The sequence below is a fragment of the Enterobacter cloacae complex sp. IR5459 genome (genome assembly GCF_049238005.1).
Classification (GTDB): Bacteria; Pseudomonadota; Gammaproteobacteria; order Enterobacterales; family Enterobacteriaceae; genus Enterobacter; species Enterobacter hormaechei_C.
This window is the reverse complement of record NZ_JBMKIG010000019.1, coordinates 1-17,059: the sequence shown is the minus strand read 5'-3', so window position 1 is coordinate 17,059 and position 17,059 is coordinate 1. Positions and strand designations below refer to the sequence as shown.

The window sequence follows — 17,059 nt, the reverse complement described above, 5'->3', positions numbered from 1 at the left end:
GATGTTACGTATTGCCGACAAAGTCTTTGATTCACATCTGTTTACCGGAACCGGAAAATTCGCCTCCCCGCAGCTGATGGTGGATGCCATTCGTGAGAGCGGCAGCCAGCTGGTGACACTGGCGATGAAGCGCGTGGATTTGCGTCAGCACAACGATGCCATACTTGCGCCGTTACTGGAGGCAGGCGTGACGCTCTTACCGAATACCTCCGGTGCGAAAACGGCCGAGGAAGCAATTTTCGCTGCGCAACTGGCGCGGGAAGCGCTCGGCACCCGCTGGCTGAAGCTGGAAATTCATCCGGACGCCCGCTGGCTGTTGCCCGATCCGATCGAAACCCTGAAAGCGGCAGAGAAGCTGGTGCAGCAGGGATTTACCGTCCTGCCCTACTGCGGTGCCGACCCCGTGCTGTGCAAGCGTCTGGAAGAGGTCGGCTGCGCGGCCGTAATGCCGTTAGGGGCACCCATTGGCTCCAACCAGGGACTGGAGACCCGCGCGATGCTGGAGATCATCATCGAGCAGGCGACCGTGCCCGTGGTGGTGGATGCGGGCATCGGCGTACCCAGTCACGCCGCGCAGGCGCTGGAGATGGGGGCCGATGCGGTGCTGGTCAATACCGCGATTGCGGTGGCCGACGACCCGGTGATGATGGCGCGTGCGTTCCGCCTTGCCGTGGAGTCCGGTCTGCTGGCACGCCAGTCCGGCCCTGGCTCGCGCTGCGTTCAGGCGCAGGCCACCAGCCCGCTGACCGATTTTCTGGAGGCGCTCTGATGGCTACCTTTACCGATCGCTGGCGTCAGCTTAACTGGGACGATATTGCCTTACGCATCAACAGTAAAACCTCTGCGGACGTAGAGCGGGCATTAACAGCCAAACATTTGACGCGCGAGGATTTGATGGCCCTGCTTTCTCCGGCAGCCAGTGCGTACCTTGAACCGATGGCGCAGCGCGCGCAACGCCTCACCCGCCAGCGTTTTGGCAACACGGTGAGCTTTTACGTGCCGCTCTATCTTTCTAACCTGTGCGCCAACGACTGCACCTACTGTGGTTTTTCCATGAGCAACCGTATTAAGCGTAAAACGCTGGATGAGCATGAGATCGCCCGCGAGTGTGCGGCTATTCGTGAGATGGGTTTTGAACATCTCCTGCTGGTGACGGGTGAACATCAGGGCAAAGTGGGGATGGACTATTTTCGCAAGCATCTTCCGGCCATCCGCCGCGAATTTGCCTCGTTGCAAATGGAAGTGCAGCCTCTGTCGCAGGAGGAATATGCGGAGCTGAAAACGCTCGGGCTGGACGGCGTCATGGTCTATCAGGAAACCTACCACGAGGCGACCTATGCCCGGCATCACCTGAAAGGGAAGAAGCAGGATTTCATCTTCCGGCTGGAAACGCCGGACAGGCTGGGGCGCGCCGGTATCGATAAAATTGGGCTGGGCGCGCTTATCGGTCTGTCCGACAGCTGGCGGGTGGACTGCTATATGGTGGCGGAGCATCTGCTGTGGCTACAGCAGCGCTACTGGCAAAGCCGCTATTCCATCTCTTTCCCGCGGCTGCGTCCGTGTACGGGAGGCGTTGAACCCGCTTCGCTGATGGATGAGCGCCAGCTGGTGCAAACCCTGTGTGCATTTCGCCTGTTCGCGCCGGAAGTGGAATTGTCGCTCTCCACGCGTGAATCACCCGCGTTTCGCGACCGCGCGATCCCGCTGGCGATCAATAACGTTAGCGCCTTTTCCAAAACGCAGCCGGGCGGTTACGCGGACGATCACCCGGAACTGGAACAGTTTGCACCGCACGACGGACGACGGCCCGAAGCGGTGGCGGAAGCCCTGACTGCACAGGGGCTACAGCCCGTGTGGAAAGACTGGGATAGCTGGCTGGGAAGAGCCTCGCATTAGCGCTGAAACCGACTGCAAAAACGCGAAAAGGTTACGAGGCGGCTCGTAAGATCAAAACCGGGCGATTGAGGCGATCTGCCTGGTTTTCTTATTCTTTACCACGTCAGCAACGGACGCTGACCAGGGTGAAAATGCTTCTTCCTCGTTTCGCCCTGCCCTCCGCCTCTTAAACAAAATTTTAATTGATACAATAAATACGTCGTTTCTTATCTACGCTTAAGATAAATCATCTCGTCGGTAATCGCCTTCTGTATAATTTACTACCAGCAACCGGACAGCGACTATGCTGAGGGTATCGACAGACGCAACGCGTCTACCATCTGGATTGATGTACAACTCATGGCACTCCACAGTAAAAAGCTCTCTTTTACCCGGCCAATTATGGTCAGCTTCGCGGGGATCCTGTTCAGTTTTGCGCTGATCGCCATCCTGGTTATCCTTTCACAGAGAAAGGATTTTCTTGAGGATTATCATAAGATTAATGGTAACTTCACCCATAATCTGGCGGTAAACTATACAGAATCCATCCTGCGAGAAAATGACTATATTCTTGGTCGTGCTGCGATGTACTTCGCCCGTAACGACAGAGTAAATCAGACAATTAATATCGACCCGACACACGGTTTGCAGATGTTGATGCATTTGCAGAACCTGATGCCGACGGTGTCGTCTATCTCTCTGGCGGACACAGAAGGGCGCCATCTGCGCGCGCCGGAAGTGCTGCCAACGGAGAAGGGTAAGTCGTTCGACGCCCGGACCCGTCCATGGTTTATCGGACAAGCGGAAGCCAGCAACTTTCCTCACTACACCCGCCCCTATCTGGACTATTTCACCCAACATCCTACGGTCACTCTCTATAAGCCGGTCATTTCACCGGAAGGCCGCCTGAAGGGCACGCTCGCTTTCCATCTTGATTTAACGTCCATGGGGTATACCCTGCGCCAGATGGTGGCGCCGGTTCAGGGTGAGTTTTTTGTTGTGGAGCGTGACGGCGCTGTTGTGCTGCATCCGGACACGGGGGCGCTCTTTAAGCAGTACGTAAGCGAAGCGCTGATGGACAAAATGACCAGCGGCGAGGGCCATCTTTTCGACCCCAAAAGTAAAACCTGGTATTACTACTACTCTTTCACCAATCCGGACTGGTTTGTGATTTATCGGGTCTCCGATGCCACGCTTACCGTCATCACCCGGCATGAAACCACCGTCGTCGGCTGGGGATTTGCGCTGGCGGCAATCATCATCATTCTGTTCGGGCTTTACCTTCGTCATGCCTCGCGTTCTGTGCTGATGAACATTATCAACGCCATCAAAACCGGAGACGTCAACCAGGCGCCACGCCTTGAAGCGATGCTCAGCCATACCATTCGAACCAATAAAGAACGCGAGCTGGCCTATGTCCGTCAGGCCACCCATGATGCGCTGACAGGCTGCAAGAACCGCCGTGCGTTCGACAACGATGTGGATGAGCTGCTGACCGCTCATCAACCCTTCGTTCTGGCGCTGGTCGATATCGATAACTTCAAATCTATTAACGACACCTGGGGCCACCTGAGCGGGGATATTGTGCTGCGCAACGTGGCACGCGAAGGTATTCAGATCATGCAGCCGCACCACGTTTCCGTTTACCGCTACGGTGGAGAAGAGTTCGGCGTGATCTTCCCGGCCGAGCTGATGAACTCCGCGCACGCGCTACTGGAAGCCTGGCGCACCGCCGTTGAAAAGCGGACCTGGCGGGAAGAGAACCTGCGAGTGACCTTCAGCGCCGGGACGGGAGAGTGGCACTTCGAACCGCTGGAACAATTTATCGGTAGCGTAGATGAAGCGCTGTATACCGCTAAACAACAGGGTAAAAACCGCATCGTAAGCACGGCCAGCCGATAATACCCTTCCTCAAATTCTGCCCGATCTGACGGGCAGAATGCTCTCCGCGGTAAAATTGTAACCGGTTTCAGAAAAATGCCGATTTCTTTGTGATGCCTGACACACAATCGTGGTAAAGCGGTTGTTGAAGCAGTCTGCACGGGATAATTATCAATAAACACATGTAGATCGAGGCTGACTATGAAGAACATCGTTTTATGCTGTGCAGCGGGAATGTCAACCAGCATGCTGGTTCAACGTATGAAAGATGCCGCGCAGAAAAAAGGAGTCGAAGTAACCATTAAAGCCGTTCCGGTCGCGGAGTTCAAAGATAACATCGCGACGGCTGATATCGTATTACTGGGGCCACAGGTCAAATACGAACAGGCAAAACTCCAGGCGCAGGCCGATCCGCTCGGAAAAAAGGTCGCGGTCATCGACATGATGGATTACGGCATGATGAAAGGTGATGCCGTACTGGAAAAAGCGCTCAAACTTCTGGAGTCATAATGGAAGACTTAGAAACCACGATCATGGAACTGCTGGTCAACGCAGGCGCGGCGCGCAGTGCGGCCCTGACGGCGTTGCAGATGGCGCGAAAAGGCGACTTTGACGAAGCCGAGAAAGCGATGGAAGAGTCGCGTGAATATGTGAAACATGCGCATACGATCCAGACGCAGCTTATCGGTCTTGACGAAGGGACAGGAAAACTGCCGGTTAACCTGATCACCGTTCATTCTCAGGACCACCTGATGAACGCGATGGTAATTCAGGATCTGGCGGGCGACATGATTGAGCTTTATCGACGCATCCCGCTGGTAAACTGAAAATGCAGATATAAAAAAACCCGCCGAGGCGGGTTTTTTATTTACGGCATCAACGATTACTCGTTGTCGGAACCGCCCAGACCTGCGTTCAGCAGTTCTGCCAGGCTCGCGGATGCATCTTCGGCAGTCACCTGCGGTGCAGCTGGCAGTTCGCCCGCTGCGCGACGACGCATACGATCCTGGTGGTACGCATAACCGGTACCGGCCGGGATCAGACGACCCACGATAACGTTCTCTTTCAGACCGCGCAGTTCATCACGTTTACCTGCAACAGCCGCTTCGGTCAGGACACGCGTGGTTTCCTGGAACGATGCAGCAGAGATGAAGGACTCGGTTGCCAGAGACGCTTTGGTGATACCCAGCAGATCGCGCGAGAAGGTCGCGCCAATTTTGCCGTTCGCTTCCAGATCGCGGTTAGCGATCTTAACGCGTGAGTATTCAACCTGCTCGCCTTCCAGGAAGTCGGAGCTGCCTGCGTTTTCGATGGTCGCTTTACGCAGCATCTGACGAACGATAACTTCAATGTGTTTATCGTTAATCTTAACGCCTTGCAGACGGTATACGTCCTGTACTTCGTTAACAATGTAACGGGTAACAGCATGCACACCACGCAGACGCAGGATGTCGTGCGGCGCTTCTGGACCGTCGGAAACCACGTCACCACGTTCTACGCGTTCACCTTCGAACACGTTGAGCTGACGCCACTTAGGAATCATCTCTTCGTACGGCTCGCTGCCATCTACAGGCGTAATAACCAGACGGCGCTTACCTTTGGTCTCTTTACCGAAGGAGATGATACCGCTGATTTCAGCCAGGATTGCAGGCTCTTTCGGACGACGTGCTTCGAACAGGTCCGCAACGCGTGGCAGACCACCGGTGATGTCCTTGGTACCGCCGGATTCCTGAGGAATACGCGCCAGGGTATCACCAGAGCTGATCTGTACGCCATCTTCCAGCTGTACAATCGCTTTACCCGGCAGGAAGTACTGCGCAGGCATATCGGTACCAGGAATCAGAACGTCGTTACCCTGCGCATCAACGATTTTCAGTGCAGGACGCAGATCTTTACCACCGGTAGTACGTTCAGCAGAATCCAGAACCACCAGAGAAGACAGACCGGTCAGCTCGTCGGTCTGACGAGTAATGGTCTGGCCGTCGATCATGTCAGTAAAGCGGATGAAACCACTTACTTCGGTGATTACCGGCATGGTGTGTGGATCCCAGTTTGCAACGGTTTCACCGCCAGCAACCTGCTCGCCATCACCTTTCGCCATAACCGCACCGTAAGGCACTTTATAGCTCTCTTTGGTACGACCAAATTCGTCGATCAGCTTCAGCTCGGTGTTACGGGAAGTGATAACCAGTTTACCGCTGGAGTTCACAACCGACTTCGCGTTGCTGAGCTTGATGCTACCTTTGTTTTTCACCTGGATGCTGGATTCAGCAGCCGCACGAGATGCCGCACCACCGATGTGGAACGTACGCATCGTCAGCTGTGTACCCGGCTCACCGATGGACTGTGCCGCGATAACGCCGATAGCCTCACCTTTGTTGATGATGTGGCCACGCGCCAGGTCACGACCGTAGCAGTGCGCACACACACCAAAGTCGGTGTCACAGGATACAACGGAACGCACTTTCACGGAGTCAACAGAGTTCGCTTCCAGCAGGTCACACCACTGTTCGTGCAGCAGGGTGTTGCGTGGAACCAGAATGTCTGCGGTGCCCGGCTTCAGAATGTCTTCCGCGGTCACACGACCCAGTACGCGATCGCGCAGCGGCTCTTTAACATCACCACCCTCGATAACAGGGGTCATGGTGATACCTTCGAGGGTGCCACAATCGTCTTCGGTGACGACAAGATCCTGCGCAACGTCAACCAGACGACGCGTCAGATAACCGGAGTTCGCCGTTTTAAGTGCGGTATCCGCCAGACCTTTACGCGCACCGTGCGTGGAGATGAAGTACTGGAGTACGTTCAGACCTTCACGGAAGTTCGCGGTGATTGGCGTTTCGATGATGGAGCCATCTGGCTTCGCCATCAGACCACGCATACCTGCCAGCTGACGAATCTGTGCCGCAGAACCACGCGCACCGGAGTCGGCCATCATGTAGATGCTGTTGAAGGAGACCTGCTGCTCTTCTACGCCGTCACGGTTAATCACGGTTTCGGTTTGCAGGTTATCCATCATCGCTTTGGATACACGATCGTTCGCCGCAGCCCAGATATCGATAACTTTGTTGTAACGTTCGCCTGCGGTTACCAGACCAGACTGGAACTGCTCCTGGATTTCAGCAACTTCAGCTTCCGCTTCAGAGATGATCTCGTGTTTCTTCTCTGGGATGACCATGTCATCGATACCAACAGATGCACCTGAACGCGCTGCATAAGCAAAGCCGGTGTACATTGTCTGGTCAGCGAAGATAACGGTCGGCTTCAGACCCAGAATGCGGTAACAGGTGTTCAGCATTTTGGAGATCGCTTTCTTGCCCAGCGCCTGGTTGACGATGGAGAAAGGCAGACCTTTCGGTACGATCATCCACAGAATGGCACGGCCAACGGTCGTGTCTTTCAGGCTGGTGTGCGCAACGAATTCGCCGTTTTCATCTTTTTCGTATTCGGTGATACGCACTTTAACGCGCGCATGCAGAGAGGCCAGGCCAGCGCGATAAATACGCTCAGCTTCTTTAGGGCCAGTCAGCACCATGCCTTCGCCTTTGGCGTTAACACAGTCACGGGTCATGTAGTACAGACCCAGTACAACGTCCTGAGAAGGAACGATGATAGGTTCACCGTTCGCTGGAGACAGGATGTTGTTGGTAGACATCATCAGCGCACGCGCTTCGAGCTGGGCTTCCAGCGTCAGCGGTACGTGAACAGCCATCTGGTCACCATCGAAGTCGGCGTTATAGGCCGCACAAACCAGCGGGTGCAGCTGGATAGCTTTACCTTCGATCAGTACCGGCTCAAAGGCCTGGATACCCAGACGGTGCAGAGTTGGTGCACGGTTCAGCAGTACCGGGTGTTCGCGGATCACTTCGTCCAGGATATCCCAAACGACAGCTTCTTCACGCTCAACCATTTTCTTCGCGGCTTTGATGGTGGTGGCCAGGCCACGCAGTTCCAGCTTGCCGTAGATGAACGGTTTGAACAGCTCCAGTGCCATTTTCTTCGGCAGACCGCACTGATGCAGACGCAGGTATGGACCTACGGTGATTACAGAACGACCGGAGTAGTCAACACGCTTACCGAGCAGGTTCTGACGGAAACGACCCTGTTTACCTTTGATCATGTCGGCCAAAGATTTCAGAGGACGTTTGTTAGAACCGGTGATCGCACGACCGCGACGACCGTTATCCAGCAGGGCATCTACCGCTTCCTGCAGCATACGTTTTTCGTTGCGTACGATGATGTCCGGCGCAGCCAGATCCAGCAGACGTTTCAGACGGTTGTTACGGTTGATCACGCGACGATACAGATCGTTCAGATCTGACGTTGCGAAACGACCACCATCCAGCGGAACCAGCGGACGCAGATCTGGCGGCAGAACCGGCAGAACGGTCAGAATCATCCACTCTGGTTTGTTACCAGACTGAACGAACGCTTCCAGCAGTTTGATACGCTTGGTCAGCTTTTTACGCTTGGTTTCGGAGTTGGTTTCGTTCAGCTCTTCGCGCAGAGTTTCACACTCTTGCTCCAGATCCATGCTCTTCAGCAGGGCCTGGATAGCTTCCGCACCCATCTTCGCGTCGAATTCGTCACCGAACTCTTCCAGCGCGTCCAGATACTGTTCTTCGGTCAGGATCTGGTTACGTTCCAGATTGGTCATCCCGCCTTCGATAACCACATAAGATTCGAAGTACAGAACACGTTCGATATCGCGCAGCGGCATATCCAGCAGCAGGCCGATACGGGACGGCAGAGATTTCAGGAACCAGATGTGAGCGGTTGGAGACGCCAGCTCGATGTGGCCCATACGCTCACGGCGTACTTTGGTCTGGGTCACTTCAACGCCACACTTCTCACAGATCACACCACGGTGTTTCAGGCGCTTGTACTTACCGCACAGGCACTCGTAATCTTTTACTGGCCCGAAAATACGCGCACAGAAAAGGCCGTCACGCTCAGGTTTGAACGTACGGTAGTTAATGGTTTCCGGCTTTTTAACTTCACCGAAAGACCATGAACGGATCATGTCTGGCGAAGCCAGAGCAATTTTGATCGCATCAAACTCTTCGGTTTTAGTTTGCGCTTTCAGAAACTTTAATAAGTCTTTCACGGATTTGCTCCCGTCGGAGTTAGCACACTCTGCTGTCGGGCGTTAACCCGACAGCAGTGACCTGTTTGAGCGAGAATTACTCGTCTTCCAGTTCGATGTTGATACCCAGCGAACGAATCTCTTTCAACAGTACGTTGAAGGATTCTGGCATGCCCGGCTCCATCTGATGGTTGCCGTCTACGATGTTTTTATACATCTTAGTACGACCGTTCACGTCATCAGACTTAACGGTGAGCATTTCCTGCAAGGTGTATGCTGCGCCGTATGCTTCCAGCGCCCACACTTCCATCTCCCCGAAGCGCTGACCACCGAACTGAGCCTTACCACCCAGCGGCTGCTGAGTAACCAGGCTGTAAGAACCGGTAGAACGAGCGTGCATCTTGTCGTCGACCAGGTGGTTCAGTTTCAGCATGTACATGTAACCTACGGTTACCGGACGCTCGAACTGTTCACCGGTACGGCCGTCAAACAGCGTAATCTGACCAGACGTTGGCAGACCACCCAGTTGCAGCAGCTCTTTGATTTCAGCTTCTTTTGCACCGTCGAATACCGGCGTTGCAATTGGCATACCTTTGCGCAGGTTCTCTGCCAGACGCAGCACTTCTTCATCGCTGAAGGTGTTCAGGTCGACTTTCTGACGAACGTCGGTACCCAGATCATAGGCACGCTGGATGAACTCGCGCAGTTTCGCGACTTCCTGCTGCTGTTTCAGCATGGCGTTGATCTTATCGCCGATACCTTTCGCAGCCATACCCAGGTGGGTTTCCAGAATCTGACCGATGTTCATACGAGACGGTACGCCCAGTGGGTTCAGTACGATATCTACCGGCGTACCGTTAGCATCGTGCGGCATATCTTCGATCGGGTTGATCTTAGAGATAACACCCTTGTTACCGTGACGACCTGCCATCTTATCACCAGGCTGGATCTGACGTTTAACAGCCAGATACACCTTAACAATCTTCAGCACGCCTGGTGCCAGATCGTCGCCCTGAGTGATTTTACGGCGTTTCGCTTCGAGTTTTTTCTCGAACTCGTGTTTCAGTTCGTCATACTGCTCAGCCAGTTGTTCCAGCTGATTCTGTTTCTCTTCGTCGGTCAGGCCCAGTTCCAGCCAGCGATCGCGTGGCAGTTTGTCGAGCTTCTCAGCTTCAACGCCACCGGCAACCAGCACCGCATAGATACGGCTGAACAGACCTGCTTCGAGGATTTGCAGTTCTTCAGACAGGTCTTTCTTAGCCTGTTTGAGCTGCATCTCTTCGATTTCCAGCGCACGCTTATCTTTCTCAACGCCATCACGAGTGAAGACCTGAACGTCGATAACCGTACCGGAAACACCGTTTGGTACGCGCAGAGAAGAGTCTTTAACGTCAGACGCTTTCTCACCGAAGATAGCACGCAGCAGTTTCTCTTCTGGCGTCAGCTGGGTTTCACCTTTCGGCGTCACCTTACCTACCAGAATATCACCGCCGGTGACTTCCGCACCGATGTAAACAATACCGGATTCATCCAGTTTGGAGAGCGCAGCTTCACCCACGTTAGGGATGTCGGCAGTGATCTCTTCTGGCCCCAGCTTGGTGTCACGGGACACACATGCCAGTTCCTGAATGTGGATGGTGGTGAAACGATCTTCCTGAACCACACGCTCTGAGACGAGGATGGAGTCTTCGAAGTTGTAACCGTTCCACGGCATGAACGCTACGCGCATGTTCTGACCGAGCGCCAGTTCACCGAGGTCGGTGGACGGACCGTCTGCCAGCACGTCGCCGCGCTCAACTGGCTCACCCAGAGACACACATGGCATCTGGTTGATACAGGTGTTCTGGTTAGAACGGGTGTATTTGGTCAGGTTGTAGATGTCGATACCCGCTTCGCCCGGATACATCTCGTCTTCGTTAACTTTGATAACGATACGGGATGCGTCAACGTACTGAACGGTACCGCCACGCTTAGCAACTGCTGTAACACCAGAGTCAACGGCAACAGCACGTTCCATACCGGTACCAACCAGCGGCTTGTCAGCACGCAGAGTTGGAACGGCCTGACGTTGCATGTTCGCACCCATCAATGCACGGTTGGCGTCATCGTGTTCCAGGAACGGGATCAGGGACGCACCGACGGATACCACCTGCTGAGTGGATACGTCCATGTAGTCAACCTGGTCGCGGCTGAACAAGCTGGATTCGCCTTTGCTACGGCAGGTAACCAGATCTTCTACAAAGTGGCCTTCGTCATCCAGGTTGGAGTTCGCCTGAGCGATAACGTAGTTGCCTTCTTCGATAGCAGACAGGTAATGAATTTCGTCAGTAACAACACCGTCGGTCACTTTACGATACGGGGTCTCGAGGAAACCGTATTCGTTCGTCTGTGCGTACACGGACAGGGAGTTGATCAGACCGATGTTTGGACCTTCAGGCGTTTCGATTGGACATACGCGACCGTAGTGAGTCGGGTGTACGTCTCGAACTTCAAAGCCTGCGCGTTCACGGGTCAGACCGCCTGGGCCGAGTGCGGAGATACGACGCTTGTGCGTGATCTCAGACAGCGGGTTGTTCTGGTCCATGAACTGAGACAGCTGGCTGGAACCGAAGAACTCTTTCACTGCCGCAGAAATCGGCTTGGCGTTGATCATATCCTGAGGCATCAGGGTATCCAGATCGCCCAGAGACAGACGCTCTTTCACCGCACGCTCTACACGTACCAGGCCAACGCGGAACTGGTTTTCCGCCATTTCGCCTACGGAACGGATACGACGGTTGCCGAGGTGGTCGATATCGTCCACTTCGCCTTTACCGTTACGGATATCGATGAGCTTCTTCATCACTTCAATGATGTCGTCTTTGCTCAGGATACCGGAACCTTCGATTTCGTCGCGCAGCAGAGAACGGTTGAACTTCATACGACCAACCGCGGACAGATCGTAGCGGTCTTCGGAGAAGAACAGGTTCTCGAACAGGCTTTCAGCCGCTTCGCGAGTTGGTGGCTCACCAGGACGCATCATGCGGTAGATTTCGACCAGCGCGCTCAGACGATCGTTGGTTGGGTCGACGCGTACAGTCTCAGAGATGTACGGACCGTGGTCCAGATCGTTGGTGAACAGCGTTTCGATACGTTTGTGGCCAGCCTGGCTCAGCTTAGCCAGCAGATCCAGGCTCAGCTCCATGTTCGCCGGGCAGATCAGCTCGCCAGTTGATTCATCAACGTAATCTTTCGCGGCTACTTTTCCTGCAATGTATTCAACCGGAACTTCGATGTGTTTGATATCATCTTTTTCCAGCTGGCGGATGTGGCGCGCGGTGATACGGCGACCTTTTTCCACATACACTTTGCCGTCGGCTTCGATGTCGAACGACGCGGTCTCACCACGCAGACGTTCCGGCACCAACTCCATCTGCAACTTGTTGTCGCGGATTTCAAAGATCACTTTCTCAAAGAACAGGTCCAGGATCTGCTCAGTGGTATAGTTCAGTGCACGCAGAATGATGGTTGCAGGCAGCTTACGACGACGGTCGATACGGACAAACAGGTTGTCTTTTGGATCGAATTCGAAGTCCAGCCATGAACCACGGTAAGGAATGATGCGTGCGTTATACAGTACTTTACCGGAAGAGTGCGTTTTACCTTTATCGCTGTCGAAGAAGACGCCCGGGCTACGGTGCAGCTGGGAAACGATAACACGCTCAGTACCGTTGATAACGAAAGTACCGTTGTCCGTCATGAGTGGAATTTCACCCATGTAGACTTCTTGTTCTTTAATGTCTTTTACGGTGCCTTCCGGCGCTTCGCGCTCGTAGATCACCAGACGCAGTTTTACGCGCAGCGGTGCGGAATAGGTCACGCCACGGATCTGACATTCCTGAACGTCAAACACCGGTTCGCCAAGGCGGTAGCTGACGTACTGCAGCTCGGAATTACCGCTGTAGCTCTGAATCGGGAACACGGAACGGAAGGCTGCTTCCAGGCCGTACTGCCCTTCAGGATCTTGCTCGATAAACTTCTGGAACGAGTCAAGCTGGATAGAAAGGAGATATGGAATGTCCAGAACTTGTGGACGTTTACCAAAATCCTTACGAATACGTTTTTTCTCGGTATAGGAGTAAACCATAGGGTTCCTCAGCTCGCTGACAAGTCGACCCATCTGTCCGACGAAGGGACAGTTTGTGCAACACCATTTTGTGGACCGGAAAATTGAATACTTTCCGCAATACCTGTTGCTATCACGCTTAAACCATTTCATTGCGATTTACACAGAGCGAGCACCCTGTCGCAGTATATTAAGTCGTCGATAGAAACAAGCATTGTCAGGACAACCAGCAGTCAAACAGTGTGAAATGCTGCTGATGCCTTACAGCGCAAAAAGGCTGGTGACTAAAAAGTCACCAGCCATCAGCCTAATTGCTTAGGCTGCAACCAGAAAAGTTGGCTTATTTAACTTCAACTTCAGCGCCAGCTTCTTCCAGAGATTTTTTCAGTGCTTCTGCGTCGTCTTTGCTCACGCCTTCTTTCAGCGCAGCTGGAGCAGATTCTACCAGGTCTTTAGCTTCTTTCAGACCCAGGCCAGTTGCGCCACGTACTGCTTTGATTACAGCAACTTTGTTCGCGCCAGCAGCTTTCAGAATTACGTCGAATTCAGTTTTTTCTTCAGCAGCTTCAGCCGGGCCCGCAGCTACAGCTACAGCAGCAGCAGCAGAAACACCGAATTTTTCTTCCATTGCAGAAACCAGCTCTACAACGTCCATTACGGACATAGCTGCTACTGCTTCAATAATTTGATCTTTAGTGATAGACATTTAAATTGTTCCTGAAAATCAGAATAAGTTTATACGTAAGCAAATGCTTTATAAAGATAACTGCGATTAAGCAGCTTCTTTCGCATCGCGTACAGCAGCCAGAGTGCGAACCAGTTTGCCAGCCGCAGCTTCTTTCATGGTTGCCATCAGGCGTGCAATTGCTTCTTCGTAGGTCGGCAGGGTTGCCAGGCGATCGATTTGCGATGCCGGGATCAACTCACCTTCAAAGGCTGCAGCTTTGACCTCAAATTTTGCATTCGCTTTCGCGAACTCTTTGAACAGACGAGCAGCAGCGCCCGGGTGTTCCATAGAGTATGCAATCAGGGTCGGACCAACAAACGTGTCTTTCAGGCACTCGAACTGAGTACCTTCAACTACGCGACGCAGCAGGGTGTTACGAACAACACGCATGTATACGCCAGCTTCACGACCTGCTTTACGCAGTTCAGTCATTTTGTCTACAGTAACGCCACGGGAATCCGCAACTACTGCAGACAGCGCGCCTTTGGCTACTTCGCTGACTTCAGCAACAATCGCTTGTTTGTCTTGAAGATTTAAAGCCATTAGCTTTGCTCCTGGATGTTTGCCGGAACTCATGTTCCGGAACTCACTTCACTCGACCCAACGGGAAGAGCGTCTTAATACGGTGAGCAGAAACAAGCCAGAGTATTTAAAATAATCTTAGCGTTCTGTCACCGTCTACGCAGGGGATTAAGTTTCTTGCGAAACACCTGCGGTCTTCGACGGAGGCCTGGATAGGCCAGGCTCCAACGAACAATTCTTTTAGCCGCTAACTTTTGTTAGCAAACGTGGGGGTAAGATTGTAGACAAAATCACCGCCCACGTAAAGGCATTAGTTTGCAGCAGCGCTCAGGCCAGCCTGGTCAACTGCAACACCTGCACCCATGGTGGTGGAGATGCTAACTTTCTTGATGTACACGCCTTTCGCCTGAGTTGGTTTTGCTTTTTTCAGCGCAACCAGCAGAGCTTCCAGGTTTTCTTTCAGTTTGTCAGCGTCAAAGTCCACTTTACCGATGGTGGTGTGGATGATGCCGTTTTTGTCGTTACGGTAACGAACCTGACCTGCTTTAGCGTTCTTAACTGCTTCAGCAACGTTAGGAGTTACAGTACCCACTTTCGGGTTTGGCATCAGGCCGCGTGGACCCAGAACCTGGCCCAGCTGGCCAACAACGCGCATTGCATCTGGAGAAGCAATAACAACGTCAAAGTTCATTTCGCCTTTCTTGATCTGATCAGCCAGATCTTCCATACCTACCAGTTCAGCGCCGGCAGCTTTAGCAGCTTCAGCGTTTGCACCCTGAGCAAATACAGCTACGCGTACGGAACGGCCAGTACCGTGTGGCAGTACAGTTGCGCCACGAACGTTCTGATCGGATTTACGAGCGTCGATGCCCAGGTTAACGGCAACGTCAACGCTTTCAACGAACTTAGCAGTTGCCAGTTCTTTCAGCAGAGCGATAGCTTCGTTGATGTCGTACTGTTTGGTCGCATCAACTTTGTCACGGATCACGGACATGCGCTTGGTCAGTTTAGCCATTTCTTAGTCCTCCACTACCAGGCCCATGGAACGTGCAGTACCTTCGATGGAGCGAGTCATCGCTTCAATGTCGGAACCAGTCATGTCGGCAGCTTTGGTCTGCGCGATTTCCTGCAACTGAGCGCGGGAAATTTTACCCACTTTGTCTTTGTTCGGCTTACCGGAACCAGACTTGATGCCCGCTGCTTTCTTCAGCAGAACTGCTGCTGGAGGGGTTTTGGTAACGAAAGTGAAAGAACGGTCAGCGTAAACAGTGATTACAACTGGGATTGGCAGACCTTTCTCCATGGATTCAGTTTTGGCGTTGAACGCTTTACAGAATTCCATGATGTTCACACCCTGCTGACCCAGAGCTGGACCAACTGGTGGACTTGGGTTCGCCATACCTGCTGCAACCTGCAGCTTGACGTAGGCTTGTACTTTCTTAGCCATTCTAAAATCCTCTGATTGGGTAATAACGCCTCGGAGAGGCTCCCCGTGAATAAAATTCGTTTTACGGGTCGGGACCCATAAAAACAAAAGGCGCGAAATTGTATTCCAATCTCGCGCCCTGTGCAACGATTAAATCGTCGCTTTTTTGATCGCTGCTTAGGCTTTTTCTACCTGAGCAAAGTCCAGCTCTACCGGGGTCGCACGACCAAAGATAGAAACGGAAACTTTCAGGCGGGACTTCTCGTAGTCCACTTCTTCGACGACGCCATTAAAGTCAGCAAACGGACCGTCGTTAACACGAACCATCTCACCCGGTTCAAACAGCGTTTTCGGACGCGGTTTATCACCCACCTGCTGGAGGCGGTTCATAATCGCATCAACTTCTTTGTCGCTGATTGGCGCCGGACGGTCAGATGTGCCGCCGATAAAGCCCATCACGCGTGGTACGCTGCGCACCAGGTGCCAGCTCGCGTCGTTCATCACCATCTGAACCAGCACGTAACCCGGGAAGAATTTACGTTCGCTTTTGCGACGTTGGCCGCCACGGATCTCAACCACTTCTTCGGTCGGAACCATAACTTCGCCAAATAACTCTTCCATATTGTGTAATTTGATATGCTCACGCAGCGACGTAGCTACGCGGCCTTCAAAACCGGAAAACGCCTGAACGACGTACCAGCGCTTTTTAGGGGCTTCAGACATCTCAGAACCTCAGGCCAGTGATAAAGGATACCAGGCGAACCAGAATACCATCCAGTCCCCACAGGATCAGTGACATTACAGCGGTTACCGCCGCTACAATCAGCGTGGTGTGCAATGTTTCCTGGCGAGTCGGCCAAATGACCTTGCGGACTTCGGTACGCGCTTCGCGGGCAAACGCAACGGTCGCTTTGCCTTTCGTCGTCAACAGCGCGACACCACCCGCCGCAGCAATCAGAATTACCACTGCAAGCGCGCGTAGCGGCAGCATCATGTCACGATAAAGATAGTTGCCGACAATCGCCACAATCAGCAGCACGGCTACAACTACCCATTTCATCGCTTCCAGGCCGCGCCCGCTCCCTTGAGCTTCGGTATTCGCACTCATAAACCAACCTGTCAGAAGTATTCTACAAACATTTTCACCCCGCGAGTGCGAGGCAAACCAATCGAAATGCTATTCGCTTTTCGTATTATACGCTCTCCGCAGAGCCTGTCTCAGCAATGATTATGACAAAATTAATCACTGATGAGCCAGGTTCTGATGTGAAAGCGTGCAAAAAGGGCATCAAATGATGCCCTTTTATTGCGCATTGCGTCAAATGTTATCAGCGATTAGCCGAGAACTTTAGCAACAACGCCCGCGCCAACGGTACGGCCGCCTTCACGGATTGCGAAACGCAGACCGTCGTCCATCGCGATTGGGTGGATCAGAGT

14 protein-coding genes are annotated in these 17,059 nt (G+C 53.2%); 5 read left to right on the top strand and 9 right to left on the bottom strand.

The annotated features are described in order from the left end of the window. The first annotated feature begins 1 nt into the window (after window position 1). The 5 genes from thiG (at window position 2) to ACOTX4_RS24140 (ending at window position 4,583) form a co-directional block, all read left to right on the top strand. Window positions 2-769, top strand: coding sequence for a thiazole synthase (thiG, locus tag ACOTX4_RS24160; protein WP_022650203.1), 768 nt, complete (start codon window positions 2-4; stop codon window positions 767-769). After that, window positions 769-1,896, top strand: a complete 1,128-nt coding sequence (gene thiH, locus ACOTX4_RS24155) for a 2-iminoacetate synthase ThiH (RefSeq protein WP_045332532.1) — start codon at window positions 769-771, stop codon at window positions 1,894-1,896. The genes thiG and thiH overlap by 1 nt, the downstream gene beginning before the upstream one ends. A gap of 339 nt (window positions 1,897-2,235) precedes the next feature. Continuing rightward, window positions 2,236-3,777 carry a sensor domain-containing diguanylate cyclase gene (locus ACOTX4_RS24150; protein WP_045332531.1) on the top strand — a complete coding sequence of 514 codons (1,542 nt, stop codon included), beginning with the start codon at window positions 2,236-2,238 and terminating at the stop codon, window positions 3,775-3,777. Window positions 3,778-3,957: 180 nt separating this feature from the next. Further along, window positions 3,958-4,266, top strand: a complete 309-nt coding sequence (locus ACOTX4_RS24145) for a PTS sugar transporter subunit IIB (RefSeq protein ID WP_010425948.1) — start codon at window positions 3,958-3,960, stop codon at window positions 4,264-4,266. Beyond that, window positions 4,266-4,583, top strand: coding sequence for a PTS lactose/cellobiose transporter subunit IIA (locus ACOTX4_RS24140; protein WP_003862327.1), 318 nt, complete (start codon window positions 4,266-4,268; stop codon window positions 4,581-4,583). Before ACOTX4_RS24145 ends, ACOTX4_RS24140 begins: the two co-directional genes overlap by 1 nt. Window positions 4,584-4,639: 56 nt before the next feature. Here the strand turns inward: ACOTX4_RS24140 and rpoC are convergent, their stop codons facing one another. From rpoC to ACOTX4_RS24095, 9 genes are all read right to left on the bottom strand, one after another. Next, window positions 4,640-8,863, bottom strand: coding sequence for a DNA-directed RNA polymerase subunit beta' (gene rpoC / locus ACOTX4_RS24135; RefSeq protein ID WP_022650200.1), 4,224 nt, complete (start codon window positions 8,861-8,863; stop codon window positions 4,640-4,642). Between the two features lie 76 nt (window positions 8,864-8,939). Then, entirely contained in the window at window positions 8,940-12,968 is a 4,029-nt protein-coding gene (rpoB, locus tag ACOTX4_RS24130; protein WP_008503453.1) for a DNA-directed RNA polymerase subunit beta, read from the bottom strand. A 319-nt stretch (window positions 12,969-13,287) separates the two neighbouring features. Then, window positions 13,288-13,653 (bottom strand): 50S ribosomal protein L7/L12, encoded by a 366-nt coding sequence (gene rplL / locus ACOTX4_RS24125; RefSeq protein WP_002445276.1) that lies wholly within the window; start codon window positions 13,651-13,653, stop codon window positions 13,288-13,290. 66 nt (window positions 13,654-13,719) lie between these two features. Further along, window positions 13,720-14,217: a 50S ribosomal protein L10 gene (gene rplJ / locus ACOTX4_RS24120; protein ID WP_003862338.1), complete on the bottom strand. Its 498-nt coding sequence runs from the start codon at window positions 14,215-14,217 to the stop codon at window positions 13,720-13,722. Between the two features lie 289 nt (window positions 14,218-14,506). Continuing rightward, window positions 14,507-15,211 carry a 50S ribosomal protein L1 gene (rplA, locus tag ACOTX4_RS24115; RefSeq protein WP_006810530.1) on the bottom strand — a complete coding sequence of 235 codons (705 nt, stop codon included), beginning with the start codon at window positions 15,209-15,211 and terminating at the stop codon, window positions 14,507-14,509. 3 nt (window positions 15,212-15,214) lie between these two features. Next, window positions 15,215-15,643 carry a 50S ribosomal protein L11 gene (rplK, locus tag ACOTX4_RS24110; RefSeq protein WP_003862340.1) on the bottom strand — a complete coding sequence of 143 codons (429 nt, stop codon included), beginning with the start codon at window positions 15,641-15,643 and terminating at the stop codon, window positions 15,215-15,217. 156 nt (window positions 15,644-15,799) lie between these two features. Continuing rightward, the gene (gene nusG, locus ACOTX4_RS24105; RefSeq protein WP_003862341.1) at window positions 15,800-16,345 is read right to left on the bottom strand and encodes a transcription termination/antitermination protein NusG; all 546 of its coding nucleotides are present in this window, start codon (window positions 16,343-16,345) and stop codon (window positions 15,800-15,802) included. 1 nt (window position 16,346) lies between these two features. Continuing rightward, the gene (gene secE, locus ACOTX4_RS24100) at window positions 16,347-16,730 is read right to left on the bottom strand and encodes a preprotein translocase subunit SecE (protein WP_003862342.1); all 384 of its coding nucleotides are present in this window, start codon (window positions 16,728-16,730) and stop codon (window positions 16,347-16,349) included. A gap of 227 nt (window positions 16,731-16,957) precedes the next feature. Beyond that, a partial coding sequence (locus ACOTX4_RS24095; RefSeq protein WP_023167409.1) for a translation elongation factor Tu occupies window positions 16,958-17,059 on the bottom strand: 102 nt, incomplete at its 5' end.